21 protein-coding genes and 1 pseudogene are annotated in these 26,529 nt (G+C 64.4%); 7 read left to right on the forward strand and 15 right to left on the reverse strand.

Annotated features, from left to right (window positions below):
* Positions 1-876: 876 nt before the first annotated feature.
* Both BCUN_RS04900 and BCUN_RS04905 read left to right on the forward strand, forming a co-directional pair.
* On the forward strand, positions 877-2,019 hold the full coding sequence (locus tag BCUN_RS04900) for a Gfo/Idh/MocA family protein (protein ID WP_274518378.1): 1,143 nt from the start codon (positions 877-879) through the stop codon (positions 2,017-2,019).
* Positions 2,020-2,179: 160 nt separating this feature from the next.
* Complete coding sequence (locus tag BCUN_RS04905) at positions 2,180-3,619, forward strand: hypothetical protein (RefSeq protein ID WP_033517301.1); 1,440 nt, start codon at positions 2,180-2,182, stop codon at positions 3,617-3,619.
* 51 nt (positions 3,620-3,670) lie between these two features.
* Here BCUN_RS04905 and BCUN_RS04910 read toward each other — a convergent pair whose 3' ends face one another.
* Positions 3,671-4,318 (reverse strand): peptide deformylase, encoded by a 648-nt coding sequence (locus tag BCUN_RS04910; RefSeq protein ID WP_033517759.1) that lies wholly within the window; start codon positions 4,316-4,318, stop codon positions 3,671-3,673.
* Positions 4,319-4,367: 49 nt separating this feature from the next.
* Entirely contained in the window at positions 4,368-5,750 is a 1,383-nt protein-coding gene (gene glmM, locus BCUN_RS04915; RefSeq protein ID WP_033517758.1) for a phosphoglucosamine mutase, read from the reverse strand.
* Between the two features lie 198 nt (positions 5,751-5,948).
* Between glmM and BCUN_RS04920 the strand changes: the two genes are divergently transcribed.
* Positions 5,949-7,352, forward strand: coding sequence for an Eco57I restriction-modification methylase domain-containing protein (locus BCUN_RS04920; RefSeq protein ID WP_033517756.1), 1,404 nt, complete (start codon positions 5,949-5,951; stop codon positions 7,350-7,352).
* Entirely contained in the window at positions 7,334-8,284 is a 951-nt protein-coding gene (locus BCUN_RS04925) for a BsuBI/PstI family type II restriction endonuclease (RefSeq protein WP_033517754.1), read from the forward strand. The genes BCUN_RS04920 and BCUN_RS04925 overlap by 19 nt, the downstream gene beginning before the upstream one ends.
* A 26-nt stretch (positions 8,285-8,310) precedes the next feature.
* Here the strand turns inward: BCUN_RS04925 and BCUN_RS04930 are convergent, their stop codons facing one another.
* The 13 genes from BCUN_RS04930 to BCUN_RS04990 all read right to left on the reverse strand — a co-directional run bounded on the left by BCUN_RS04930 (position 8,311) and on the right by BCUN_RS04990 (position 23,213).
* On the reverse strand, positions 8,311-12,222 hold the full coding sequence (locus tag BCUN_RS04930) for a type VII secretion protein EccC (RefSeq protein WP_033517752.1): 3,912 nt from the start codon (positions 12,220-12,222) through the stop codon (positions 8,311-8,313).
* On the reverse strand, positions 12,223-13,341 hold the full coding sequence (locus BCUN_RS12240) for an FHA domain-containing protein (RefSeq protein WP_051920804.1): 1,119 nt from the start codon (positions 13,339-13,341) through the stop codon (positions 12,223-12,225).
* Positions 13,335-13,592, reverse strand: coding sequence for a hypothetical protein (locus tag BCUN_RS12245; protein WP_051920806.1), 258 nt, complete (start codon positions 13,590-13,592; stop codon positions 13,335-13,337). Before BCUN_RS12245 ends, BCUN_RS12240 begins: the two co-directional genes overlap by 7 nt.
* Positions 13,593-13,619: 27 nt before the next feature.
* Entirely contained in the window at positions 13,620-14,279 is a 660-nt protein-coding gene (locus BCUN_RS12250; RefSeq protein ID WP_051920807.1) for a hypothetical protein, read from the reverse strand.
* 45 nt (positions 14,280-14,324) lie between these two features.
* Positions 14,325-14,729 (reverse strand): hypothetical protein, encoded by a 405-nt coding sequence (locus tag BCUN_RS04945; protein WP_051920809.1) that lies wholly within the window; start codon positions 14,727-14,729, stop codon positions 14,325-14,327.
* A gap of 32 nt (positions 14,730-14,761) precedes the next feature.
* Positions 14,762-15,841, reverse strand: a complete 1,080-nt coding sequence (locus BCUN_RS11395; protein ID WP_051920811.1) for a hypothetical protein — start codon at positions 15,839-15,841, stop codon at positions 14,762-14,764.
* Positions 15,838-17,088: a hypothetical protein gene (locus BCUN_RS12255; protein WP_033518029.1), complete on the reverse strand. Its 1,251-nt coding sequence runs from the start codon at positions 17,086-17,088 to the stop codon at positions 15,838-15,840. Before BCUN_RS12255 ends, BCUN_RS11395 begins: the two co-directional genes overlap by 4 nt.
* Before the next feature lie 48 nt (positions 17,089-17,136).
* Entirely contained in the window at positions 17,137-18,651 is a 1,515-nt protein-coding gene (locus BCUN_RS12260; RefSeq protein ID WP_156100127.1) for a hypothetical protein, read from the reverse strand.
* A 34-nt stretch (positions 18,652-18,685) separates the two neighbouring features.
* On the reverse strand, positions 18,686-20,236 hold the full coding sequence (locus BCUN_RS04970; RefSeq protein ID WP_162178411.1) for a S8/S53 family peptidase: 1,551 nt from the start codon (positions 20,234-20,236) through the stop codon (positions 18,686-18,688).
* A 73-nt stretch (positions 20,237-20,309) separates the two neighbouring features.
* Positions 20,310-21,905 (reverse strand): S8/S53 family peptidase, encoded by a 1,596-nt coding sequence (locus BCUN_RS04975; protein ID WP_051920816.1) that lies wholly within the window; start codon positions 21,903-21,905, stop codon positions 20,310-20,312.
* A 56-nt stretch (positions 21,906-21,961) separates the two neighbouring features.
* The gene (locus BCUN_RS04980) at positions 21,962-22,417 is read right to left on the reverse strand and encodes a hypothetical protein (RefSeq protein ID WP_152598163.1); all 456 of its coding nucleotides are present in this window, start codon (positions 22,415-22,417) and stop codon (positions 21,962-21,964) included.
* Between the two features lie 127 nt (positions 22,418-22,544).
* Positions 22,545-22,832, reverse strand: a complete 288-nt coding sequence (locus tag BCUN_RS04985; protein ID WP_033517289.1) for a WXG100 family type VII secretion target — start codon at positions 22,830-22,832, stop codon at positions 22,545-22,547.
* Positions 22,833-22,901: 69 nt separating this feature from the next.
* Positions 22,902-23,213, reverse strand: coding sequence for a WXG100 family type VII secretion target (locus tag BCUN_RS04990; RefSeq protein ID WP_033517287.1), 312 nt, complete (start codon positions 23,211-23,213; stop codon positions 22,902-22,904).
* Between the two features lie 385 nt (positions 23,214-23,598).
* On the opposite strand from BCUN_RS04990, the pseudogene BCUN_RS12930 reads away from it, so the two are divergent.
* The 3 genes and pseudogenes from BCUN_RS12930 to eccB all read left to right on the forward strand — a co-directional run.
* Positions 23,599-23,883 (forward strand): annotated as a pseudogene (locus tag BCUN_RS12930) (hypothetical protein); the annotation flags it as partial.
* 469 nt (positions 23,884-24,352) lie between these two features.
* Positions 24,353-25,036: a hypothetical protein gene (locus BCUN_RS12760; protein WP_238552328.1), complete on the forward strand. Its 684-nt coding sequence runs from the start codon at positions 24,353-24,355 to the stop codon at positions 25,034-25,036.
* A gap of 27 nt (positions 25,037-25,063) precedes the next feature.
* Positions 25,064-26,503 carry a type VII secretion protein EccB gene (gene eccB / locus BCUN_RS05000; protein ID WP_051920818.1) on the forward strand — a complete coding sequence of 480 codons (1,440 nt, stop codon included), beginning with the start codon at positions 25,064-25,066 and terminating at the stop codon, positions 26,501-26,503.
* Positions 26,504-26,529: the final 26 nt, after the last annotated feature.

A 26,529-nucleotide genomic window follows, 5' to 3' on the forward strand; every position in this document is an offset into this window, starting at 1 on the left:
ATATGCTCATGCTCCTTGTCTTGGCCGCCTTGGGACGCTGGCGCTGTAGGGGCGTATGCGGTATGCACATCTGCATGCGCATCGCATTGCAACCGCGTCACGTCGCGGCATACTGCCCACCACTGTACGCCGACCACATGCCGTTGAACCACGTTTTTCCATGTGGTTTCTTGTGATGCGGCATATTCGGGATCGTCCAGGGGTCTCCGGGGAGTGGGTATTGACGGACTCATGAAGCGTTTCACTTACGCGCTGATGCATGGTGCCAGGGGCACCTGACGTTGGGAGATATCAAGAATGGGCCTACTGGCCAGTATAGGATTTGCAAGAATGGCGGAATATCAAGCATTTCGATGGAGCCATAGTGAGCGGTAGGCCCATTCTTGATATCTCCCAACGTCAGATGCCCATATCCATTGCCTGTGCTCCATGCTTGTAGCGCGCTGAGAGCGCTTTTGCGGCCTTCCATGCCTTCCAGACTGCCTGCCAGGCGCCCTTGTCGGGTCAGATTGGCTTCGGAGAGTCGTTTTTGTCCTGCACACTCCAATCCGGCCGACCACTCTGGCTGCTCAACTTCCTCAACCGCTCCGACCTCCCACCAATCCCCTTTCATTTCACCCACCCCAAGACGCCGTGGATCCTCGAGCGCCTTGGCTGCAAGACCTTATGTCAGTCTGGTTTCGCCACAGAAAAAGGACTGCCGAGACGGTCGTTTTGGCGTAGCGTAGAACCTAGGCGTTGCGAGGAAGGGCAGTCATCCGCATGCCTCGCGGCACGGTACACGACGCACATGCAAGGAATGCAAGAGCCGAGAAACACAGGAAGCAACCCCAGCCACGAGACGCCGCATCCAGCACATGAATAGGAGAACAAGACATGACGATGAATGACCGGGCAAGCACAGCCGTCCATGCGGCCACGGCCGACGACACACAGGGCGCGACAGCGCAGACCGCACCAAGCGCACCGAACCCCACTCCAACCCTTCCCCCGCTGAAAGTGGCGATCTTGGGCGCGGGCAGGATCGCCGTCTCGATGGCGCGTACCCTGACGATGATGGCCGCCGACGACCGCTACCGCACCCTGGTGGATCCTTACGCGGTCGCCTCCCGCGACCAGGCCCGCGCAGACGCCTTCGCCAAGGAACACGGCCTGCCCAAGGCCTACGGCTCCTACGAGGCGATGCTGGCCGACCCCGAGGTCGACCTGGTGTACATCGCCACCCCGCACAGCCTGCACGCCAAGCAGGCAATCGCCTGCATGCGCGCCGGCAAGCATGTGCTCGTGGAGAAGGCCTTCGCGCTCAACGTGGAGCAGGCGCGCGCCATGATCGACGTCTCCGAGGACACCGGACGCTTCTGCGGCGAGGCGATCTGGACGCGCTTCATGCCCTCCCGCCTCCTGGTGGACGAGGCACTCTCCGCCGGCGAGATCGGCGACGTAACGGCCGTCCACGCCAACCTGTGCTACCCCATGACCCACAAGGCGCGCCTCAAGGACCCGCGGCTGGGCGGCGGCGCCCTGCTCGACGTGGGCGTCTACCCGCTCAACTTCATCGACATGGTGCTCGGCGAGCGCGAACTGCGCCGCCTGGACACGACGATGGTCACCTTCCCCACCGGCGTGGACGCGCAGAATTCCACGACCCTGGTGTACGCGAACGACACGATGGCCACCGCCTACTCCTCCATGATGAACGCCTCCGACCGCGACGGGCGCGTGGACGGCACCGAAGGCTACCTCGTCTGCCGCAACATCAACGACATCGAGGGCATCGACATCTACGGCACCGACCATGAGCTCAAGCGGCACGTGGACGTGCCCGCGCAGCTGACGGGCTACGAGTACGAAGTGAAGGCCGCGGTGCGCGCGATCCGTGCGGGCCGCCGCGACTGCCCGGAGATGACGCACGCGGACACGCTGCGCATGATGGCGCTCATGGACCGCATCCGCCGGGAGTGGGGCCTGCATTACCCCACCGAGGACGACGCCGTCGACGGCACTGCCGACGCCGACTGACCGTTGCACCCCATGGCCGGTCCATCGAGTGGACCGGCCATGACCTGATGGTGGAACACTTGCCCGCCGTGCACACACAAACCTGTTAGCTTGTGGTCACGGACCGACTGCCGGCCCGTGACCGCCGGCACCAGCCAACCGCAAACCAAGGGGGATCCCCATGACGAACACCGCACGTCCGCGCGCAATGCGGCAGTACCGTGAACTGTCCGCGATGCTCGCGTTCCTGAACGACGAGTGGGACCTGTCCGGCGAGTTCGGCGGGCCGACCTTCCTGTGGGACGATTCGATCGGCGAATGCTCCGCCCATGACGACGAGACGCGCGCCGACCTGCCGGTGGCGCCGGCCGAGCAGGCGAAGACGGTGATCGGCACGCCCATGCAGTGGTATTTCGAGTCATTGGCGGCGAGCGTGCCAGGCGCGGTGCGCGAGGCGGACCATGTGGACATCCCGCGCAACCTGATGCCGACCTTCCGCCTGGATACGCAGGCCCTGGCGGGCGTGGACGCGGTGGTGGCGAACGCGATGGCGTCCAACCGCTGGCTGGACGGGGTGCGCAACCTGACGACGGCGGTGCGACTGACCGCGCAGTTCATCAGCTCGTGCATGGACCGCGACCAGGAGGCGCTCGACTACCTCAAGGAACTCATCCAGAACGTGCGCATCTACATGGATTCCGTGGCACGCAACGCCGACCCGGCGACCAGTGCGCTGGCGCTGCGGATAGTGACCGAGACGGCCTGCCTAGAGGATTTCCGTTTCAACCCGATGCCGATGGTCGAGCTGCTGGCCTGCACGCTGTCCTTCGTCCGCTGGGACGACACCCGCGTACTGGCGTACGACGCGCTCAACCATGCGACGCGCGTGATGGACGGGATGGTCGCCGGGTACGGCGACGCCGTGGAAATGGACGAACGCTTCCACGAACTGTTCGGCATCTACGCCGACCAGTTCGACGACCTGTCGGACAGTTCCGACTTCGACGACTACGAGGATGCGCTGTCCTTCCCCGGCGACGAACGCGAACTGCAGCTGCAGGCGCACCACCAGTTCACGCAGGCGGTGGAACTGCTGCGCCACGACCTGCTGCGCATGGGAGGCGACGACGATGCCGCCGACGAACTGCTGCTGCGTCACGCCGACCAGGCTCCCCTGGCCGACACCTACGCCGCGCGGCTGCTCCAGGCGGGCCGTTTCGAGGACCTGCTCGCCTTCACCGACAAGGTGCTGGCCGACACCCCCAACCGTTTCACGATCATGTTCCCCGAGGAGCTGGTGCCCTACGAATGGGAGTCGCTGCGCGAACTGGCCCTGCAGGGCCTCGACCGTCGTGACGCCCTGCGTGAGATGTACCGCAGGAGAATCGTGGAAGCCAGCGACGGCACCGACCTGCGCGCCCTGTCCAACCTGCGCCGCCTGAGCGGCCGCGACTGGAAGAACCAGGTCGCGCAAATCGTAGAAGCCTACCAGGACGGCAAGGACCGCATGATGCGCAACCCCGTCTACGAGCGTCTCCTGATCTCCCAGGGAATGCACGAGGAAGCCGTGCGCTACCTGACCACCTTCCCCGAGGCCCTCCCCGACCTGTCCGGCATCTGATAATCATCATCCGTGAGATTTTGTTCAAAAAAATGAACAATTTCTCAACGGTCAGCCAAGGTTGAACCCCAGCATCTGCGCGGCCTCGGTGGGGGTGGGGTCCTCGCACCAGAAGTCCTCCAGGTTCTCCACGGTGGTCAGGGAGCGGATCTCGGCCTGGTCGATGTAGAGTTCGCCGCTCAGGTGGTCCGTCTCGTGCTGGAAGATGCGGGCGGGCCAACCGTGCAGGTGTTCCTCGTGGCGCTTGCCTTCCTCGTCGTGCCAGGCGGCCTTGATGTCGAGCCAGCGGCGACGCACGGCCTGGTAGCCTTCCACGCTCAGGCAGCCCTCGTAGAAGGAACGCGTCTCGGTGCCGATCGGCTCGTACACGGGGTTGATGATGGCGTGGAAGGGGAACTCCGCGAACTCGCGGGGGTCGTCGTCGCCGTCGTCGTGGTCCTCGACCACGGCGATCGCCAGGTTAATGCCGATCTGCGGACCGGCGAGCCCGACGCCGGGGGCGGCGAGCATCGTCTTGCGCATCGCCTCGATGAGCTTGTGCAGCGTGTGCTTGCTCAACTGGCCGTCGTACTGCACGCACTGTTCACGCAGGACCGGCTCGCCGGCCTCCACGATCGGCAACACGCCGTCCTTGCCTGTCTTGATCAACCGCTCGATGTCACGGTTCAATGCCATGTCCACGCGCTTGTTGCCGAACATATCCGAAAGACTCCTCACTACTTGCGACTACTTGACGACTTGGAGGGACCTACAGCGCCAGCTCGTCGGCGACGACCTGCGCCAGGCGTGCGGTCACCTCGTCGGCCATCTCCTGCGTGGCGGCCTCAGCCATGACGCGCACGAGCGGCTCGGTGCCCGAGGGGCGCAGCAGGACGCGGCCGGTGTCGCCCAGCAGTTCCTCCTCGCGGCGCACGGCCTCCTGCACGGCGGCGTTCGTGGACGCGGCCGTCTTGTCCACATTCGGCACGTTGATCAGCTGCTGCGGCAGCTGCGGGAAGTCCGCGGCCAGCTCCTTGAGGGAGCGGCCGGAGTCGACGACTTCCTTGCACAGCGTCAGCGCGGTCAGCGTGCCGTCGCCGGTCGTGGCGAACTCGCGGTTGATGACGTGGCCCGACTGTTCGCCGCCCAGCGAATAGTCGCCGCGCAGCATCTCCTCGAGCACGTAGCGGTCACCGACGTTCGTCTGCACCGTGTCGATGCCCATCTCCTTGAGCGCGAGCTTGAGGCCGAGGTTGCTCATGACGGTCACGACGAGCGTGTCATGGTTGAGCTTGCCCTCGCGCTGCTTGGCGCGCGCCAGGATGCCCATGATCTGGTCGCCGTTGACGAGCGTGCCGTCCTCGTCCACCGCCAGGCAGCGGTCCGCGTCGCCGTCGAAGGCGACGCCCATGTCCGCGCCGGCGGCCTTCACCATCGCCTGCAGCGCCTCCGGATGTGTGGAGCCCGCGTTCTTGTTGATGTTGTAGCCGTCCGGGGAGGCGTTGATGACCACTACGTCGGCACCTGCACGGCGCAGCGCCTCCGGGGCGACCACCGACGTGGCGCCGTTGGCGCAGTCGGCGACCACGCGCAGGCCCTTGAGCGGCTTGGACTGCACGCCGTCGCGCACCGGGGCGACGGTGGCCACCAGGTGGTCGATGTACATGTTCGTGGCGGTGTCCACGTCATGGCTCACGCGGCCCACGCCGGCACCGGTCGGGCGGTCCCAGTCCTGGCCGAGCACCTCCTCGATCTCGTCCTCCTTGGAGTCGGGCAGCTTGAAGCCGCCGCGCGCGAAGAACTTGATGCCGTTGTCCGGCATGGGGTTGTGGGATGCGGAGATCACGGCGCCCATCTCCACGTTGAGCACGCTCGTCAGGTACGCTACGCCCGGCGTGGGGATGATGCCCGCGTCGATCACGTCGAAGCCGCCCGCGCTCATGCCCGCGGCCAGCGCGTTGGACAGGAAGTCGCCGGAGACGCGCGTGTCGCGGCCAATCAGCGCGCGGCGGCGGCCGGTCGGCTGGTCGGGGCGCGGCGTCTCGTCGCCGAGCACGCGCACGGCGGCATCGCCCAGGTCGAGGGCCAGCTGCGCGGTCAGGTCGCGGTTGGCCAGTCCGCGGACGCCATCGGTTCCAAACATACGGGGCATGTCGTTTCCTCACAGTCTGCGCAGGACGCCCGCGGGCCGGTGCCCGCGGGCGCCGTACGCGCACTCACACAGCCCTCACCCAGACGGACGGGCTGCTCACCTAACCCACCATGGTACTGCAGCGGCGGCCATGCTTGACGTGGAGCGAAAAATGGTTCGGAACAACAACTTGACCACCAAGGTGATTAACCTAGGGTCATGCTCAGTACGATTGCCCAGATTCGCAACAACGCAGCCAAGATGCTGTCTTCGACACGTCAGCAAGAACTCGAGCAGTTCCTCACGCCGGAAAATGTGGCTCGCCAGGCAGTCAGTCTTTTTACGTCATCCTCTCAGCCCATACGGGCACTCGACCTTGGTTCGGGATCGGGCATCCTGGGGGCATTCCTCATGCAATCAGCTGCTTTGGGAAGCAGCGTGACCGCAGTGGAGCAGGATTCGGATCTCGCGACATTATCCGAGGAATCACTTGATGAAGTATGCAGCAATGTGACAGTCATCAATGCGTCTATCTTCGACATATTCCTCGACGCGGAATATGACCGAGTGATACTCAACCCGCCATACAGGAAAATCAGTCCCATGACCATCAGCACCAGTGGCGGAGGCGTCAAGGTCACCAATCTCTATACCGCATTCCTCGTCACTGCAGTGCAGTCCATGCGCGAGGGAGGCGAATGCGTGGCCATCATTCCCAGATCCTGGATGAATGGTGAATACTTCAAGGATTTTCGGCAGTGGCTCTTCGGCGAGTGCAGCATAGACGTCCTGGCTGTATACGATTCCCGGCAGGATCATTTCAGGGACATGAACATTCTCCAGGAAATCATGTTGCTCAAGATCTCCAAAGGCCCCCAACACGGAAAAGTAACCGTGTATTCAGAGGCCTCTCCCAATGCGCCACTCATCGAGCAACCCCACGACTCGGCGGATTTATCTTCATTACTGGTGGGACGCAACCGCATACTGCGCATTCACCAAGAAGACCATCGACTTGCTCGCTTCAGCACCCTTGACGAAGTGGGCCTATGGGTGTCCACCGGAAAACTGGTATGGTTCCGCAATCGCGACATCCTTCATGAAGATCGGGCAGAACATGATTTTCCTCTGTATTGGAGCGACAACCAGCACGGCCTGTCCGTTGACCATCCGGTCGTCAGTGACCGCGAACAATGGGTGGCACCGGAAGCCGAACGGCGCAAAGTGGTATTGCCCCCGGGAAGCTACGTGCTGGTCAATCGATTCTCTGCGAAGGAACAGTCCCGGCGCATACAGGCGTCCTATCTTTGCAGCGACGTCGCCTTCGTGGCCGACAACAAACTGAATTACATCCATGCCGGCACATCGCGCAAGACTGTTCCTCTGGACACCAAGGTAGCCCAAGGGTTGACCCTTTGGCTGTCCTCTACGATCATCGACCAATGGTACCGGGAGATCTCGGGAAGTACCCAAGTCAACGCGACCGATCTTCGGCACCTCCCCTCCCCACCGCAATCACGACTTATACAACTCTCAAACCGATTCTCCCAACTCTGTAATGCAGATCAAGCGAACATTGATACGGCCATAGAGGAGGTATTGTCATGGTCCAGGGCAAGCTGATCGAACAGGCTTTGGAAGCCCTGCGGTCGCTGGAAGTCGGCAAAAACCAACTAAACGAGCGCAGTGCCATGACGCTGCTGGCGTTGCTTCGGCTTCGGGAGGGAGACCCTTGGGAATCGGCAACCAATCCGATGATGCGCACCCTCGACATCATGAATTGGATCCGTGACGAGTTCGGTGTGGAATACAAACCCAATACACGGGAAACCATCCGGCGTCAGTCCCTGCATCAGTTCATTCTTTCCGGGTTCGTGGAAGAGAATGCCGATGACCCGATGCGGCCGATCAATTCGCCCAAATGGAATTACCGGATCACCGATGAAGCCCTCGCCCTGTTCCGTACACTGGGAACCACGAACTATGTCTCGTCCGTCGAACAGTTCCTTGCCAACCACGTGTCATACGCAACATTGAGCGCTGAGCGGCATACCATGCCTCAGACACCCGTGACGCTTCCGTCCGGGGTATCGCTGGAGCTTTCCGCTGGCGGACAATCCGTGCTGCTCAAACACATCATCGAAGACATGTTGCCTCGTTTTGCTCCAAGTTGCGCAGTGATGTATATCGATGATACCGACCATCGTCACGGGGCCATCGACCCCGTGCTCATGGACCGATTGGGTATCACGCTCAAGGCACGGGAAAAGGCCCCTGATCTCATAGCGTGGGACAGCGAACGCGAATGGCTGTTCCTTGCTGAGGCAGCATCCACTCACGGTCCCATCAACGTAATCAGAAAGGCGGAGCTGAAAGAGCTTTTCCGAGATCAATGGAACAAGGTCGTCTTGGTCTCATGTTTTCCCGACCGCAAGATCATGCAACGATACCTTGCTGATCTTGCATGGGAAACCGAGGCTTGGTGCGCTGACTCCCCCGACCACATGGTGCACTTGAATGGCTCACGTTTCATGGGACCATACCAAGAGCGATAACGGTTAGAGGCAACGGACACACAACATCACTCCACCACCGCCGGATACGCGAACTGCGCCACGAACAGGCCGGCGTCACGGGTGACGACCTGGGCGCGGCCAGGCACGGCGCGCTTGGGCTTGACGCGGCCGATCAACTGGCCCTCGTTGGGGTCGCCGTCCAGCAGGATGCCGGTCATGCCCAGGTCCTGGAAGGCCTGCAGCACCGGCTCGTACATCGCACGGCTGGCACCGCCGGCACGGCGCGCCACCACCACGTGCAGGCCGATGTCGGCGGCCTGCGCCAGGTAGGGCACGATCGGCAACAGCGGGTTGGCGCCCGACTTGGGTGCCACCAGGTCGTAGTCGTCCACCAGCACGTACACTTCCGCACCCGTCCACCAGGAGCGGTTGCGCAGCTGTTCGGGCGTCACGTCCGGCCCGGGCAGGCGCGTCTGGAGGTACTCGGCGAGTTCGCGGAAGGTGGCGGAGGCCATCTCGGCGTTGGTCATGTAGTCGCCCATGTGCGACTGCGGCACCTGCGCGAGGTTGGCCCGCCGGTAGTCGACCATGAAGATCTTCGCCTCGCTGGGCGCGTAGGAGGCACACACTTCCTGCGCCACGAGGCGCAGGAAGGAGGACTTGCCGGACTTGGAGTCGCCCAGCAGGTAGCAGTGCGGCACCGCGTTCATGTCGAAGGTCACGGGTGCCAGGGAATCCTCATTCACGCCCAGTACCAGCTCGCCGCGCTTGGGGGCGCCGGCGGTGCCCCTCGGCGGCAGGGAGGCCGCGAACGGCGCATACTCGAGCATGGTGGGCAGCAGGCGCAGCTTCGGCGGCTGCGGGCCGTCCCATGCGGCGTTCACCTTCGCCACGAGGTCGGCCACGCCGTCGGAGACGGTGGTGGCGTCGTCGTCGCCGTCGATGCGCGGCAGGGCGCCCATGATGTGCAGCTTGTTCTGGCTGATGCCGCGGCCGGGCATGCCGGCGGGCACCATCTTCGCCAGCGGCCGGTCGAGGCGCGAGTCGTCGGGGTCGCCGAGGCGCAGTTCCACCCTGGTGCCCACGAGGTCGGCGATGTTCGCGCGGATCTCCATCCACCGGTTCGCGCCGAGCATGACGTGTACGCCGAAGGCGAGGCCGCGCGCGGCGATCTGCTGCACCTTCCCCTCGAGTTCCTCGTAGTCGGCGCGGAAGTTGCCCCAGCCGTCGATCACCAGGAAGACGTCGCCGTAGCCGTCGTCGACGGTGCCCTGGGCGCGGCGGCGACGGTAGGTGTCCATGCCGTCGATGCCCTGTTCCTTGAAGAAGCGTTCGCGCCGGTCGATCACGCCGCTGACTTCGGCGATGGTGCGGCGCACCTTCTCCTCCTCGTTGCCGCCGGCCACGCCGGCGACGTGCACGAGCGGCTCGAGGCCGGTGAAGGTGCCGCCGCCGCAGTCGACCACGAAGAACTGCGTCTCCAGCGGCGAGTGCGACAGTGCCAGCGACGTGACGATGGTGCGCAGCATCATGCTCTTGCCGCTCAGGGGGCCGCCGACCACGGCCACGTGGCCGCCGGCGCCGGACAGGTCGAGTGCGTGCACGTCGCGCTTCTGTTCGCGCGGCCGGTCCTCGAGCATGCACGGCGCCATGAGCGTGCCCGCCTTGCGCCACGTCGGCGAGACCAGTCCCAGCCCAGGCACGACCTGCAGGTCCGGCATGAACTCGTCGAGCGTGTTGGGCGTGACCAGCGGCGGCAGCCACACGGCGTGCGCGGGGCGCCCCTTGCCGCGCATCTGTTCGACGGCGTACTGGAAGGTGGTGGTCTGTGCGCCGGTCGCCTCGAGCGCCGCCGGCACGCCGGACACGTAGGAGGCGCGGAAACGGCTCATGGTGCCGCCCGGCGTCTTGAGGAAGCCGATGCCCGGCAGGCTGGGCAGTTCGAAGGCGTCGGGCACGCCGAGCACGGCGCGTGATTCGGAGGCGGAGAAGGTCTTGAGGCCGACGCGGTAGGACAGGTGTTCGTCCAGGCCGCGCAGCTTGCCCTGTTCGAGGCGCTGCGAGGCGATGAGCAGGTGGATGCCCAGGGAGCGGCCGACGGCGCCGACGCGTACAAAGGTCTGCACGATGTCCTCCTTCGCCTTGAGCAGTTCGGAGAACTCGTCGACGACGATCACGAGCGCGGGCAGCGGCTCGAGGTCGTCGCGTCCCTTGTTGACGCGCGCATCCTCGTAGTCGGTGATGTTCGCGATGTTGCCGGCGTCGCGCAGCAGCTCTTGGCGGCGGTTGATCTCGCCGTCCAGCGCGTCCTCCATGCGGTCCACGAGCGAGGCCTCCCGGCCGAGGTTCGTGATGATGGAGGAGATGTGGGGCATGCCGTCCATGCCGGCGAAGGTGGCGCCGCCCTTGAAGTCGATGAGCACGAAGTTGAGCTGGTCGGGCGAATGCGTCAGGGCGAGCGAGAGCACGAGGGTGCGCAGCACCTCGGACTTGCCCGAGCCGGTGGCGCCGACGAGCACGCCGTGCGGGCCCATGCCGTGCTGGCTCATCTCCTTGATGTCGAGCTTGGCCACGGTCAGGTCGTCGTGCAGGCCGATGGGCACGTTGAGGCGTTCCGAGCCGGTGTGGTACGTCCACAGGCGGTTGAAGTCGATGTGGCGGATGTCCTGGATGCCCAGCAGGTCGGGCAGCTCGGAAGAGCGCTTGCGCGAGGAGCCCTGCGCGGACTGGGAGTCGTCCTCGATTGCCGTGTCGGCCACGGACAGGCGTTCCGCCAGCGCCACGCATTCGCGCAGGGTGAGCGAGTCGGGCTCGGCCGTCTTCTTCTTCATGACGGTGGAGTACACCTCGAGGATGCGGCGCGGCTCTTCCTGGAGCACGTTGAGCCCCACTTCCTCGGTGGAGTCCTCGAACAGCACGCGCAGCACGTGGTCCTCCTCGAGGTCCTCCCAGGAGGCGGGCATGTCGATCACGGTGACGCCTTCCAGGCCGTGCTCGGTGAAGAGCCGGGTCTGCTGGGCCAGGGAGACGCGGTCGAAGCCGTCGTTGACCACCAGCACGTGCGGCCCCACTTCGTAGCGGTTGCCGGTGAAGCGACCTCGTTCGGTCACCTCGCCGCCCACGGCGTCGTCCACCTCGTGCATGCCGGTGACGACCATGGCATTGCCCTGCCCGTCCTCGGCCTGGGCGTGTGGCAACGCGGTCACCCACTCCCACTGGTCCACGCGGTCCGGCGCGGCCAGCACGCAGACGCGCAACACTTCAGGCCCATGCCAGGTGACGGCCTGGGCGAGCATGGCCCGCACCAGCGCCTGTGCCTGGGGCAGGGCGCCGAGCACTTCCACGCGCTTGTAGGCGGCGAGGTTCACCGAGTACGGCATGTGGTGGAGCGTCTCGTGGGCCATCATGAAGCGGTGCGCCGCCGACGCGGAGACCGGGTCGAGCTCGGCCAGGGGTGCGACGTCCGGTGCCTGCAGGGTGATGCCGAGTGGCTGGTCCTGGGTGCCGAGGCGTACCGAGAGGAAGTCGTCGTCCGAGGGCATGCGCTCCCACCGGCGTTCGGGTTCCTGGGCGAGCGTCAGGAGCGCCTGCGGGTCGGGTGCGTTCCACAGCGCCGCGTTGCGCTGCTGGTGGCCGGCACTGCGGATCCTGGTGCGCAGTCCGGACAGGTACGTGAGGTAGTCGTTGCGCGAGGCGGTCAGGTTCGCCATGCGCTGGGCGCGCTGGCGTACGCCGTTGACCACTACGAAGCCCATGGAGGAGATCATGAACATGCCGCCGGTGAGCAGGCCGGTCAGCCCGGAGTTGGTCATGAGCATCATCACGATGGCGCTGACCGACCCGAGCAGCGGCACCAGGGAGGTGAGCAGGGTGCTCACGCCGTCGCTGGCTTCCAGCGTCGGTGGTGCCTGCATGACGATCTTGCCTTTGGGTACCCTGGGGGCGTCGAGTCTGCTGTTGCGCTCTTCGGAAGCCATTCATGCACTCCTTTGCGTGGCGGTGACGATGCTGCAGCCGGTCTCCCCCAAGGACAGCCGACTTCCTGCGGACAGCGGCGTGCGCACCTTGGCGGCCAGGGCGCGTTCCTCGCCGCCGTCGATGATGCGCGTGCCGTTGGTGCTGCCCAGGTCGGTGATCCACCACTGGCCGTCGAGCAGTTCGAGACGCGCATGGTTGCGCGAGACGGTGCCCGTGGTGTCGGGCACTGCGATGGGGATGTCGCCGGGACGTTGGGCACTGGGCTTGCGGCCCAGCACCAGCGTGGACGGCACGCTCAACGGCATGGACGTGCCGTCGGCGAAACGAAGGAACAGCCGGGTGCGGCCGCCGGTCTGCGGCACCGGACGGCTCGGCAGCGACGGCGTGGGTGCGGGGACGGCTGCGTGGCGTGGCGCCGGCCGCTCCGGGAGCGGGACCTGCATGACCGGTGCGGCCGGTGCGGCCGGTGCCTGGACCGCGACTGCCGGCCGCGGCGGCATGGCCGGCCGAGGGGTGGGCGTTGACGCCGCGGCAGCCGGCTGCGCCACCGACTCGGCCGGAAGAACGACAGGCATGTCGAGGTGGACGTCCAGGGAGTCGTCGGACCTGGAGTAGTCGGGGATGTCGCGGGGCTTCACGGGCACGGACACCAAGGTGCGCGAACGCACGTCCACGCGGGCCACGGCGCCGGCGCGGTCCGCCCATCCGCGCCGCGACGCGCTGAACAGCGGCGAGCACAGGGCGATCGGCAGCCCGACGACGAAGAGGCAGGTCGAACCGGCCAGGACCAGGTACTTGCGGACGATGCGCGCCGTACCCGCAGGCAGGATGCCGGCGCGGGCGTCGCCGAGCGACTCGGCGCGCACGGTGCGCACGCCCAGCGCCAGCTGCCCCGGCGTGGCGCCGCGCGACGCTTCCCACAGCGCGATGACGAGCACCGCCTGGAGCGTGCAGAGGGCGGTCAGAGGTACGGACCGGCTCGCCACGAAGACGGCGGTGCCGACGAGCAACACGCAGGCCAGGTCGATGAACGACGCCGCGCTCTGCCGGCCGGCTGACGCCTCCGTATAGCGCGCCACCAGGCGGGTGTCCGGTTCCAACACGTCCAGGGTCACCATTGCATCCCCCTCAACCATTCCAGGAGTCCTGCCGCCAGCAGCGCCGACGACGGCACCAGCCCCAATGCCAGGAAGCACAGGCCGTCGCCGATGCGCGACAGGACCAACGAATACAGGCCGCCGCGCTGCGCCAGCATGACGGCCACCATGAGGCATCCAGCCACGACGAGCACGACCGCCGCGTCCAGGGCCATGGCCGCGGGCAGGTGGGCCAGCGCGATGGCGGCCACGGCGATGCCGGCGATGCGCATCAGGTAGCGTTCGAAGCTGCGGCCCGCCTAGCGCGGCCTGAGCAGCAGCCAGCAGACAAGCGAGACCGTGAGCACCAGCAGGCCGATGCGTGACCACGGAGTGTCCGCCGGCGCCCATTGCGCCAGTCCCGCGTAGGCCAGGGGCACGAGGCAGGTGCACCATACGATGCCCGCGTCGTAGGAGGCCAGGAAGCCGTCCATGTCCGGCTGCACGTCCCGGGCGCGCAGGATGCGGGCCTCCTGCGGGATCGTGCCGCGCACCGTCCAGCGGGTGCTCATGTAGGTGCGCCATTCCACCAGGTAGCGGTCCGGCACGTGCACCACGAGGTTGGGCATGAGCTGCATGGCGCAGATGGCCACGGATATCACGAGGGCGGCAAGGAGGGCCGGGCTCAGGTCGCACAGCAGCGTGGCACCGCTGGCCAAGGTGCCCAGCAGCCCGACCACCATGTTGGCACGTGCCACGCCATGCATGCGCGTGCCGCCGCCGGGGAAGGCGTTCACGCAGGCTGCGCAACAGGCAACGGCGCTCATGGCGCACAGCGCCACGAACACTGCATGGTGTGCCGCCCATGGCAGGAACGGCATCACGGCCCCCATGCACAGCACCCCGGCGACTGCCACCGCCCAACGGCTGCTGTCGCCGGGATGCATGACGCGGACGGCATCACGTTGGTCAGCGATCAACGACTTCTCTCCCTCGTATTCTTCCCTGTGGCCACGGTCACCCGGTCAGAGCCCTGCCTCGCGTTCCATGCGATGCAGTTTTGCCTGTTCCTCGGCGAGTCGGTCGCGTGCGATCACCAGCGGGCTGTCCGGGTCGTCGTCGGCCAGCATCTTCTTGCGGTAGATTGCCATGTTCTTGGCCGCCGTATCCCGCACCTCCTTGGCTTCGGGGGATTTGTCGAAACCGTAGACGATGTCGCGTTCAGTGGTCTTGCCCATGTCGATGCGCTGCTGCAGCACCTGCCAGGCGCGTCCGCATTCCCCCGCCCGCCGCTGCTGGGCGCGTTCCTCACTGCGTTCGGCCATCTCGCGGTCGATGTCGCGTTTCTGTTCCTCGAATTGCCTGCGCTGTTCCTTGAGGTTACGCTCGAGGTCGCCCATCAGGGCCATGAAGTCCCGTACCGTCGTCATGCTGTGTTCCTCCTCGTATCGTTCCTGTCAAGTCAGGCGCCGGTGCCGAAGACCGAGGCTATGGTTTCGGCGGTCTGGATGGCTTCCTGTACCGACATGGTGGTCTGGTTGAACGTCGCGGTGGCTTCCGTGACCTGCATGATGGCCTTCACGATCTCGCCCGCCAGCACCACGGCATGGGTCACCTCGGCCGCGATGGCTGCCCAGCCGACGACCGGTGCGGCAAGTTCGGGAATGATCCATCCGGCGATCGTGACGATCTCGTCGATGATGTCCATCACCAGGTCGAAGGCGTTTTCCGCGAAATCGGCCAAGGTTTCCAGTGCCTGGGCAGAGTCCTCGCACGGCGACACCCCGCATTCGGCGGCCTTGGCAAGGCTTTCGGAACGCTTCTTGAACATGTTGGCGTCCAGGCCGGCCCACGTGCTGTCGTCCACGGCGGATGCCAAGGCCTGCAGTGTGGCGCTCAGGTCCACGAGCTGGTTGCCCAGCGCAGTCCACTTCGCAGCCGTTTCACGCAATTCGTCCCAGTCGCCGAAGAAGGGCTTGCTGATCCATTCGTCGATGGGGCTGAAGCCGAAGATGAACTCGATGCCCGCGTCCACCGCCTTCACCGCCAGGGAGGCGCACTCGTAGCCGGTCTTGATCTTCGTGGCCAGTCCGAGGGCCTTCGGGGTGGCTTTCGAGACTCCCTGGGCCACGTCTCCGGCCTTGTCCTCGACTTCCTTGGCGGCGGCCTCCAGACCCTTGCCCACCTTGGCCGCCTCTTTGGCCTTCTTGCGGTAGTCCTGTACCTTTTCCTGAAGCTTCTTGGCGTTCTGGACCGCATCGTCCAGCTTCTTGACGGGGTCAAGGACATTGCCAAGCCGCTCGCTGGCGGGTGTGTCGTCCTGTCCGCCGGAATTGCCGCCCTTGTTGAAGGTTGCGTTGGTGCCGCCCCAGTTGTCGGCTGCCGCCTTGATGCCGTCGTACAGCAGGGCCCCGCCGGGGTTCATCAGCCTCAAGGCACCCGTTGCCTGGTCGAATGCCTCTTGGGCGCTGTCGGGCACGTCGTAGGAAAACGGTCCGAGATGCACATCGTTCGCGGATCCGTCGTTGTTCTCGCCGCTCATGCGTTCCTCCCGGTCAGGGGTTCGAAGGTGATCGTGTTGTCTTCGGGAATGGTCAGGACGTCACGGTCCTCGAAGAGGGCCGCCAGTTCCTCGCCGGACCGCCCGAGCGGGTCGTCCTGTGCGATGCGGTTCCAGACGGTGGCTTCGGCCTCCTGCCGGATCCGTTCGGTCTCCGCGGCGGAATCAGCCGTGCGCACCACGGCGTCGTAGTCGCCGTCGTTGTCGAAGTCGATGGCCGCGTACTGGCTGTCTTCTTGTTCGTAGATACTGAGCCGCACGTCATCACCTGCCTGCGGGGAGAGGTGGATGTCATCGAAGCCGTCGCCGTTGGCGTCCAGGGTGAAGAATTGTCCGCTCTCCTGCAGCCTGTCCGGCATGGCCATGTCGGTGGCGTCCTTGGTCAGGGTGATGGAGCCGTCGGCGCCCACCGTGGCATGCGTACCGCCGTTTGTGAGGTTGAGCGAGAAGTCGTCCGTGGCATCGCCATTTGCGTCAAGGCCCACCGTATTGGTCTGGTCCGCGGGGAGAGCGCTGCTGGTTGCCTGGCTGCTGCTGTCCACGGCGACGCCGTTCGTTGGCTGCTGGGTTCCGGAAAGCGTTCCGGCACCCCCGGCAGGCATGGATGCCAGGTTGGAGGTGTCCGGCGTCGCGGCCGCAGCACCGGTACCGGACTGCAGACGGCGTTCGGCATCGTAGTCGTCCAGATTCACGGACGGTGCGGGGGTGCCCGTTCCCACCGACGAGGTACCACTACCCCCACCGGCAGAACCGCCACCGCCGCCGTACGATCCTCCGCCACCGGAGGAGCCGCCTCCGCCGTAGGAACCGCCGCCTCCGCCGCCGTAGCCACCGGGATTCGAGGTTCCGCCGCCACCGCCGCCAGTTCCCGAGTCGCCGCTGCAGTTGCCCTGCTTGTCGAGCTTGGATTCCATGGATTCGACGCTTTCCAGGATCTTGCGCAGTATGTCTACGGCCTCCTGCTCTGCCGATTCCTTCTCCTCGACGGCGCCGGAGACGGAGCTGCTGAGCGTGGTGAGCATCTGGGCGATGCTACCGAGGTATTGGACGGTTCCCTGCTTGGTCTGGTCGTAGTTGGCCTTGATGTTCTGGAACAGGTAGCCAATGCCGCCGCTGCCCGAAGCGGAGAACTCACCCTTGACGCTGGATATGCTCGAGGCCGAACCGCTTAGGGATTGGGCCACCGCCGTCAGGTCGGTGGGATTGATGTAGATGGGCGATGTCACCACTCACCCCTTTCCTTCATGTTGCTGGTTTCTTGGGTTGCCGGGGCTGCGTCAGTCCATCGCCTTGCGGTGCCCGGCCATGGCGGCACGCGGCTTGGGCTCGAATTCCTCCATGTCCTCGATGTCCGGGAGCACGTAGGCCATGCCGCGGCGCTTGCCCTTCTTCTCGTTGGCACCGGCACCCTGCGAACCCATCATGCCGGGCGTGGCGCCACGGGTGGCGCCCTTCGCGGCGGCGGGCGAGGTCGCCGAGCTGTCGGGAAGGCCGGCGGCCATGCCACGGGCGCCCTTCACCGAGGAGGTGACGGGAGTGGCCGTGACGGGCGTGTTGGTGTAGAAGGAACCGGTTGCACGGCCCGCTCCCCCGATGCCGAGGCTGCCTGCGCCAGCGCCGCCGACGCCGACCATGCTGCCGGACAGGCCATTGGATCCTGCGGCACCCGAGACATGCTTGGCCAGTGCCGCGCCGCCGATGCCGGTGCCCGCGGCGAGGCCGCCGGCCAGCGCGCCACTGCGGAACGAACCGTTCAGGCCGCCTTGGCCGCTGTCCACGGACATGCCCTGGGTATGCCAGTCCGCCGGTTCCCAGCGTCCGGTCTCGGAATTGTAGATATAGCCGTCGCGGTAGGCGTTCGAATCCTGATTCCGGGAGCTGAAGGTGCCGCCCGGAGTGGTGGATGCGGCTGAAGCCACGCCGCCCGTGTGGGCGGCGGTCTGGCTGGAAGGCATCGCCGGTACCTGGTGGCTCTTCAGCCATGCCGCGGTAGCGGGGTTGGCTGCGCTGTTCGAGGAAGGCAAGGTGCGGACGCCCGAGGATGCGGGGGAACCGGCACCCGAGGAAGAACGTGCCGCCGCCGCGGCTGCGGCTGCGGCAGCGCCAGCCCCTGCACCGGCGGTACCGGCAGTGGTCCAGTTGGGGTTGCCTTGGGTGGAGGTGTCCTGGTCGGAAGGATCATGATGTTCATCATCATCGGAGTTGGAACTGCGGTAGGGGGGATCAATGATGGGGACAGGAGCTACGATACCAGTCGGCATCATAGATTGAATACGATGAAGTTCTGCTTCAGCTTCCTTCCTGCGATTATCAGCAAGCAGGGAGTTCACAAAGTTGAGTCCCGCCACCCCACACAGGCCTGTCAGAGTTCCGAGACCTGGCACAACCCAATCCATGGGCTTGGTGGCGTCCATGATGTTCTGTGCCGAAACATCGTCGAGGAAGGAGCCAGGAAGTTGGTCAACGATGCTATTGGCCTCCGAAATGGCCTCATTGGCACCGTCAATATCATTTTTCATGATGCTGATGCGCTGACTCATCTGTTCCTGATGATCATTGATAGCTTTTAGGATGTCATTACTGGCTTTCGTTGCCTTTTCACCAGCCGCACACGTCAGGACGCCTTCAGCCTGCAGCGCCTTCTGCGCCTGATAAATACTGTGATAGGCCTCTTGGAGCATGTCGCAGTATTGGTTAATCTGCTTTGGCATCTCCCACATGGGAGTTTTTGCAATGACTTCTAATAGTTCTTCAGCATTATCGATAGTCATATTTTTATCGACAGTACTCATTTCAATCTCCTTACATAAATAATTAAAAAGTTGATTATTGCGCTTTTCGTCGATGTATTACTAGAACAATCAAAGTGATACATGCAGCAAGAAGCAACAACGCACCTACAACGAGGGCAACCCACGCCGCAACCGGTACGGCACGGGACTGGGACGAGCTTGAAGACACAGAAGCCGACGTATCCGAGGAACCGGCATCTGCATCGGTCTTGGACGCGGTGGCGGTGGCGGAATACTGCATGCAATCCACACCACCCTCGGCACGGCAAGATTCTACTTTCGCCCACGCAGCCTTCTGCCGCTCATACTCCTTACCCACCATGTCGGCATTCTTCAACACACGAATCTCATACGGAAACGCATCCGTATTACTTCCCGCGCCTTCAGGCCATGCACTATGGTCTGCGTACATGCCTTGGGTTTCGACATGGGCTTCGCTGCGCTGCATCACCTGCTCCAACAGCGGATTGACATCCGGATACTGCGACGGATCCACAGCCAGCAGCTTGTTCAGGTCCACCTGGCCAAAACCACGCTTGTGCTCCGCATCCAACACAGCCTCACCCGTATCGTTGCCCTTCGTGTTACGCACCAAGGACTGCAACACCTGATTGCCCGTCGCATCAGGCCACTTCTGCATCACCAACGCCAAATACCCATTCAACACCGCAGCAGCATCAGACGTACCCCCACCCTTAGCTACCTTGCTATCCGTCGTCTGCTCATATGTGGCGGCGCCCACCGCAGGCGACAGAATCGACACGTTCCCATCCTTCGTATCCGACAAAACAGACAGGTTACCGTCCCTGTCGACCGCATTGACCGTGACCACACCAGGGAAATAGTTGTTCTTCGTGGGCTCGCCCACCAGATCATCGGCACCAGGTAAGTCCTGGTTACCACGCGCCGAGATCATGATCACCCCGTGCTGCAGCGCGTACACGTAATCCGACACATCCTCGTCATTAACAAACCCATTGATATAGGACATGCTCACCACGCGCGCACCAGCATCAATAGCGGCACGAATATTACGATTCCACGCCACATGCTCACCCTGCGAATTATCACAAACATGAATACTTACTTCACCAATCGGGCCAAGAGGAGTTACACCATTGACATACGCCAGCACCTTTGCCTTCGGCGCCACACCCAACACGCCTAGATTACCGTCATACCCTTGTCCGTTGCCCACTATCAGTGCAGCCATACTCGTTCCGTGCGTCACTATCGCCCCTTGGGTCTTACCTGCCAACAATGCTGGCAGGTCCGTAGACAAAGTCACGTCACCAAGTGGCGTTTGCGCCGTGCACGAGGTCTCACCATCCGCCACCAGCAGGTGAGGTTCTACATCTTGCCCCTCAAAACCCGGATAATCGGACACAATCGGATCATCAATGATCGCTACAGTCACGCCTTCGCCGGTCACGCCATCCTTCCACGCATCACGCACACCCGTCGAATCCACATACCAGTACAGGTCATCCGTATTATCATCGGCGACCGCCGGCGGCACGCACAACCCCAACGCCACCACCGCGGACACCACCATCAACACGGCGGCACGAGCCTTGCGCCACATCCTCACGTCCCTCATAACCAAGCCTTTCCAAGAACAAACAAATAACAAACAAATGCTGAACAACCAGCAGAGCTCACTGCCAACCCGGAGGACCGGCAACACCAAACCCAGACACCACCGCCGTCCTCTTCCTACGCCGCACCAACACGACAACCAAGACGATGATTGCCGTAAGAAGCAACAGAGCACCCGCACCGATGGCAACCCACGCGGCAACCGGCACCGCATGGGACTTGGACGAACTCGACGATGCGGAAGCGGATGTATCCGAAGAACCGGTACCCGCATCCGTCTTGGCCGCAGTGGCAGTGGCGGAATACTGCATGCAATCCGCACCACCATCAGTACGACAGGCCTCCACCTTCGCCCAAGCAGCCTTCTGCCGCTCATACTCCTTGCCCACCAAGTCCGAGTTCTTCAACACGCGAATCTCGTAGGGGAACTTGTCCGTATTACTCCACGTATAGTCCTCCCAGGCCCTGTGGTCCTGGTACATGCCCTGGGTCTCCACGTGGGCTTCGCTGCGCTGCATCACCTGCTCCAGCAAAGGGTTGATATCCGGATACTGAGTCGGATCGGTCGCCAACAACTTCGTTAGGTCGACCTGGCCGAAGCCACGCTTATGCTCCGCATCCAACTGCGCCTCACCGCTGTCATTGCCCTTCGTGTTGCGCACCAAGGACTGCAGGATCTGGTTACCCGTCGCATCAGGCCACTTGGACATCACCAACGCCAAATACCCATTCAGCACCGCAGCAGCAGTCGACGTGCCCCCACCCTTGGTTATCTCACGATCCGACGTATCCACATACGTGGCCGTGCCCACCGCCGGCGACAGAATCGACACATTGCCATCCTTCGTATCCGACAAGACCGCCAGATTGCCGTCCTTGTGGACCGCATTGACCGTAACCATGCCAGGGAAATAGTTGTTCTTCGTGGGCTCTCCCACCAAGTCATCAGCACCGGGCAGATCCTGGTTGTCACGTGCCGAGACCATGATCACCCCATGCGAAAGCGCATACACGTAATCCGCCACATCCTCCTCGTTGACAAAGCCACCAACATAGGACATGCTCACCACGCGCGCACCAGCATCCACCGCAGCACGAATATTACGATTCCAGGCCACGCTCTCCCCTTGCGAATTATCACACGCTTGAATGGTCACAGCGCCAATCGGACCAAAAGATGCCACACCATTGACATACGTCAGTAGCTTCGCCTTGGGAGCCACACCCAGCATGCCAGGATCGCCGTCGTAGCCCTGACCATTACCCACGATCAGCGCAGCCATGTGCGTCCCATGCATCGTCATAACCCCGTACGTTTTGGCCGCCAGCAGCGCAGGCTGCTCCATAGACAATGTCACAGGACCCTCGTCCACCTGCGCCGTGCACGAGGTCTCGTCGTCAGCCACCAACAGATGCGGCTCTACGTCCTGACCAGTGAACCCCGGATAGTCGGACACGATCGGCTCGCCAATGATCACCACGGTCACACCATGGCCGGTCACACCATCCTTCCACGCATCACGCACACCCATCTCATCCACATACCAGTACAGGTCCTCCGTATTGTCGTCGGCCACCGCCAATGGCACGCACAACCCCAACGCCACCACCGCGGACACCACCGACGCCACGGCACGCCTCAGCCTCGTACGCATGCGGTTCTCCTTCCCCTTCGTTCCCTCGGCAGGTCACCATCGATCCTTGCGGCAGCTCAGTGCATGCCGCCACTGCTGCCTGCGCCGCCTCCCGACGAGCTGGGCGCACCGGCGCCACCGCCCTGCACCGTCTTGGCAGCCGGCACCACGTAGTTGTCGCGGTCCCACTGGCTCTCGGACTGCAGTATGGTTCGCACGCCGGCCACGGACCTGGAGACGGCCTGGATGAGGTCCTGCTGTTCCTCCTCGCCTTCCTGAAGATCCTTCAAGGCAAGCTCGGCGGCCTCCATATAGGCCTTGAGCGACGCCGCCAGATTGGTGCGCGACTGGTTGAAGCTCTTGACGAAGGCGTTCATGCGCGCATCCATGCGCGCCTCAAGGTCAGTGCCGGTGCCTCGCAGGTCGCCGTCCCAGTCGGCACCGCGGCCGGTCTTGACCTTGGAGCTCACTTCCGAGAGTGGCTGGATGGCCTTGCTTGCTTCATCGAAGTCGATATCCATACGGTCTGTCATGGTTCCCCTCGTTTCCTTCTCGCCCTGATGGGCAACGATGCCCCATGCCGGAGGGGCATGGGGCGAATGGCGAGCCGGTACCCTGCCGGCCCGCCCGGTGCGGCTGCCTCGTGCAGCCGTCAGTGTGTCAGAAACGGGCCGCCGAGCGGTTGTCCGATTCCACGTACTGGGATGCGATCTGCGAGGTCGCCTGCGAGATCTGGTTCAGGATCTGGTTCATCTCCTGGATCTTGGCGTTCCAGTCCTGCTGGGCGCGGTAGTACGCCTCGCGGGCCTCGCCGTCCCACTGGTCGATCAGGGACTTGACCTGGGCGTCCAGGTTGTCGAGTTCCTGCGAGATGCCCTGCGAATCGTTGCGGATGTCCGCTGCGAGGGTGTCCACCATCTGGGGACGGACGGAAATAGAGCCGACCATGGCTCCTCCTTACATGACTTGGGTGATACGTATACGAATGGGTGAATGGAGTGGTCGAGCGGGCATCGGTCAGCCGAGCATGGCTGCCAGACGCGAGGTCTTCGACTGGTTGTCTTCCTCATTGGCGGCCTGGTCGCTGGCGGTGCCGCGGAGGTTGTCACGCAGGTCGTTGAGGATGTTGTTGAGCGCGTTGGCCTTCTCCTGCCAACGCATCATGAGCGTCGAATACGCCGTGGCAGCGTCGCCCGACCAGAAGGAGCCGAGTTCCGCCATCTTGCTTTCGATGTCCTTGATGCGGTGGTCCACGCCCACGCGGGCATCCTCGACCGCCACGGCACCCTTTTCGAGTGCGCCTTCCCCTGCCCTGATGTGTTCAGCCATTTACCTTGTCCCTTCCTTGCAGAGAGGTGGTGCGCATGCCTCGAAGCATGCGCAGCGGCATCGTCGCCGCCGGGCCCTGAAGCGCCCTTATGGCGTTGTCTGCCGGCCATACGCCGGTTGCGTACAGCAATGATGCAAACGCTATCAAGAACCTTCGGATTTAACAAATTTTTCCGTCTACAATCAGCTCATAACGAAAAAGTAAGACAATTCCTGAAATGATGTCGCTTTATCAGAATGTTTCCCAAAAGAATCCCGTAGACTATGCATTGTATCTTCTCGAGATAAGACGTCTGCGTGAATACGTATTCCACCATACTGGGATGCCCGTAGCCATCACTGCGTCGTCATGCAATGACCTGAGGGGGGGGGGACCGACCAGACCATGCGTATAGGCACCACCACCCCACCGGCACCTGCCCCGGCAGCGCCGCCGCCGGCAACGCCGCCGCCGACCTACTTCGACCCCGGCGCCCACCTGCACGACGACGAACTGCGCGCACGCCGCCTGCACCTGACCATCGCCTACGGCAGCCGCAGCATCGACCTGGACGTCGGCCCCGGACCGATCATCGCGGAACTCCTCCCGGACATCGCACGCCGCCTGGGCGCCCTCGACCCCACCATCGCCCACGGCGGCTACCACCTGGTCACCGAGGAAGGAGTCGACCTCGACCCGGCGGCCACCTTCGCGGAGCAGGCGGTCGCCAACAACAGCGTGCTCACCCTCCACCCCGGCGTGCTGGACGACGACGAGGTCGTCTACGACGACATCGTCGAAGCCGTCGGCGACAGCGTGGCCCGCGTCTACCGTCCGTGGACGCGGGAGCAGACCATGGTCACGTCGCTCATCGTGAGCGTGGGCATGCTCCTCATGGGCGCCGCGCTCCTGGCCGTCCAGCCTGCCGGCGTCGTCAACGCGTCCCTCGCGCTCGGCTTCGCCGTGGTCCTGGTCACCCTGTCGGCGGTCCTCAACGCCAAGGAACTTCCCGCGCAGGCTACGGCCATCGGCCTGTCCGCCGCGGTCTTCGGTGCCATTGGCGGCTACCAGATGACGGCGTCCTTCGTACCCCACGCCGTCCTTCTACGGCACCGCGCTGCTCGGCGGCTGCGGCGCACTGGCGGTCTTCGGCGCCGCCGTGGCACTGCTGTGCCCGGCGACGCGCCCCTACTCGCTCCTGCCGGTCGCCATCGGCGCGGTCACCGCGGTGCCCGCCGCGCTCGGCGTCCTCTTCCCCACTGCCGCCACCGCCATCTGGATCGCCGCCACTGCCGTGGTCGCCGTCGTGGGCAACTTCCTGCCCTGGGCCACGCTGTCACTGGCGCGCCTGAGCGTGGACAGCCCGCAGAGCGAAGCCGAGATCTTCGAACTGCCCGACGACATCGACGTCAAGGACGTGCGGCAGCGCTACGCCGCAGGTTCCACCATGCTCTTCATCGCGCACATCGCGAGCGCCGCACTGCTGCTGCTGTCAGTGCCGCTGCTGGCCGCACAGCCGGCGCCGTATGCCGGCGTCATGGCGGTGGCGGCGTTCCTGGCGATGCTCATCGGCTCGCGCCAGATCCATGCGATGCGCGAGGTGGCGGTTACGGTGGGTGCCACGGCGGTCGGGCTGGCTGCGACGTGTGCGCTGTTCGCGCGCAGCCATCCCGAGCAGGCGCCGGCGTTGACGGTGGCACTGGTCGTCGCCGCGCTGGTCACGGTGGTGGTGACGTACGTGACGCGCCGGCAGTCGCTGTTCGCCACCCGCGTGGCGGACGCGGCGGAGACGGTGTGCCTGGTGGCCATCCTGCCGCTGGCGTACCTGGCGATCGCAGTGTGAACATGAGCGTGTGAGAAGAGGAGCGACATGGCCAACAAGAAGGATCTCTCCGAGGCGCAAGGCTATTCGCGGCGCCGCCTGGTGACGGCGTTCTCCAGCGGCATCCCGGACGGTACGGAGCTGACGCCGAAGAAGAACCAGACGCCGGTGATCGTGGGGGCGGGCCTGACGGTGATCGCGATCATCATCGGCCTGTTCTACGGCTATCTGAGCCCCTCGCTGCCGGACGGTTGGGAGAACAACAAGCTGGTGGTGGCGAAGACGTCGGCGGCGCGTTATGTCAGCGAGGACGGGATGTTGCATCCGGTGATCAACGCGGTCAGTGCGCAGTTGATGATCCCGGCGGAGGACTTCGAGGTGATCACCGTGGACGACGACCAGCTGGAGGGCATCCCGGTGACGTCGATGGTGGGCATCCTCGGCGCTCCGGATGCACTGCCGGAGCGCGGACAGCTGGTGACGGGGTCGCTGTCGAGCTGTACGGGGGCGGCGGATGCGTTGGACAACGTGCTGTCGAACGCGTCGTCCGTGCCGGCGCCGACGGCGCAGGGCATCGTGGCGCGCGTGGACGGCGCGGAGTACCTGGTGACCGGTTCGCGGCGGCATCGGCTGCCGTCGGACGTGACGGTGCGCGACGAGTTCCTGCGCGCGCTGGGCATTCCGCAGACGGCGATTGTCGACGTGCCGGTGCAGTGGCTCAACCTGTTCGAGCGCGGATCGGACATCGCACCGCTGACCTTTGCCGACGGCGAGGCCGCGCACGTGGCGGACGGCGTGCAGGCGGGCAGCATCGTCATGCAGGAGGACGACCCGTCGGAAACGCGGTATGTGGTGATGTCCGACGGCACCATCAGCCAGCTCAACGACTTCACGTATGCGATGGTGTCCGTGGGCCGCGGCGGCGCGCAGGCGGCGGCGATGCCGTTGGGTGCCACGGTGTTCCGCCGCCTGAAGAACGCGGATGTTTCGCCGCTGCCCGCGGATTGGCCGACCGGTGCGCTCACCGCGGTGGATGCGGGCAAGTCGATGTGCGCGGTGCTGCCGTTGGGCAGTGCGGGCAGTGTGCGGCTGGCCGTGCGCGACGCCGATGCCGGCAGCTCCGGCGGTGCGGACAGCTCGGCGGACGTGCGGCAGGGCGGCGGGAAGCTGAACATGCGCACGACGTTCGACGGCGGTACCGGCGCACTGCTGCGGGCTGCCATCGGCTCGAGCAGTGCGGGTACGGTGTTCGCGGTCGATTCGACGGGGACCGCGTATCCGGTGCCGCAGGCCGACGACGAGGTGCTGCGCAGACTCGGATATTCGGCACAGGACGTGCAGGCCGTGCCGCGCGCCTGGGCGGACGTCTTCCCCACCGGCGTGGAGCTGACGGTGACGGCCGCGGGGTCGTCACCGGTGGCGGGGAGTGCCGCAAGTGCGGGCGGCTGGAGCTGCGGCTGGTGCAGCGGTGTCCGGTGCCGACGATGACGGCAGTGCCGTAGATGGCAGCGTTG

This window comes from Bifidobacterium cuniculi (assembly GCF_000741575.1).
Taxonomy (GTDB): domain Bacteria; phylum Actinomycetota; class Actinomycetes; order Actinomycetales; family Bifidobacteriaceae; genus Bifidobacterium; species Bifidobacterium cuniculi.

Coding starts and splice junctions, on each gene's coding strand:
- BCUN_RS04900 (WP_274518378.1), top strand. CDS start 877: ATGACGATGAATGACCGGGCAAGCACAGCCGTCCATGCGGCCACGGCC.
- BCUN_RS04905 (WP_033517301.1), top strand. CDS start 2,180: ATGACGAACACCGCACGTCCGCGCGCAATGCGGCAGTACCGTGAACTG.
- BCUN_RS04910 (WP_033517759.1), bottom strand. CDS start 4,318: ATGTTCGGCAACAAGCGCGTGGACATGGCATTGAACCGTGACATCGAG.
- glmM (WP_033517758.1), bottom strand. CDS start 5,750: ATGCCCCGTATGTTTGGAACCGATGGCGTCCGCGGACTGGCCAACCGC.
- BCUN_RS04920 (WP_033517756.1), top strand. CDS start 5,949: ATGCTCAGTACGATTGCCCAGATTCGCAACAACGCAGCCAAGATGCTG.
- BCUN_RS04925 (WP_033517754.1), top strand. CDS start 7,334: ATGGTCCAGGGCAAGCTGATCGAACAGGCTTTGGAAGCCCTGCGGTCG.
- BCUN_RS04930 (WP_033517752.1), bottom strand. CDS start 12,222: ATGGCTTCCGAAGAGCGCAACAGCAGACTCGACGCCCCCAGGGTACCC.
- BCUN_RS12240 (WP_051920804.1), bottom strand. CDS start 13,341: ATGGTGACCCTGGACGTGTTGGAACCGGACACCCGCCTGGTGGCGCGC.
- BCUN_RS12245 (WP_051920806.1), bottom strand. CDS start 13,592: ATGCGCATCGCCGGCATCGCCGTGGCCGCCATCGCGCTGGCCCACCTG.
- BCUN_RS04945 (WP_051920809.1), bottom strand. CDS start 14,729: ATGACGACGGTACGGGACTTCATGGCCCTGATGGGCGACCTCGAGCGT.
- BCUN_RS11395 (WP_051920811.1), bottom strand. CDS start 15,841: ATGAGCGGCGAGAACAACGACGGATCCGCGAACGATGTGCATCTCGGA.
- BCUN_RS12260 (WP_156100127.1), bottom strand. CDS start 18,651: ATGAGTACTGTCGATAAAAATATGACTATCGATAATGCTGAAGAACTA.
- BCUN_RS04970 (WP_162178411.1), bottom strand. CDS start 20,236: ATGTGGCGCAAGGCTCGTGCCGCCGTGTTGATGGTGGTGTCCGCGGTG.
- BCUN_RS04975 (WP_051920816.1), bottom strand. CDS start 21,905: ATGCGTACGAGGCTGAGGCGTGCCGTGGCGTCGGTGGTGTCCGCGGTG.
- BCUN_RS04980 (WP_152598163.1), bottom strand. CDS start 22,417: ATGACAGACCGTATGGATATCGACTTCGATGAAGCAAGCAAGGCCATC.
- BCUN_RS04985 (WP_033517289.1), bottom strand. CDS start 22,832: ATGGTCGGCTCTATTTCCGTCCGTCCCCAGATGGTGGACACCCTCGCA.
- BCUN_RS04990 (WP_033517287.1), bottom strand. CDS start 23,213: ATGGCTGAACACATCAGGGCAGGGGAAGGCGCACTCGAAAAGGGTGCC.
- eccB (WP_051920818.1), top strand. CDS start 25,064: ATGGCCAACAAGAAGGATCTCTCCGAGGCGCAAGGCTATTCGCGGCGC.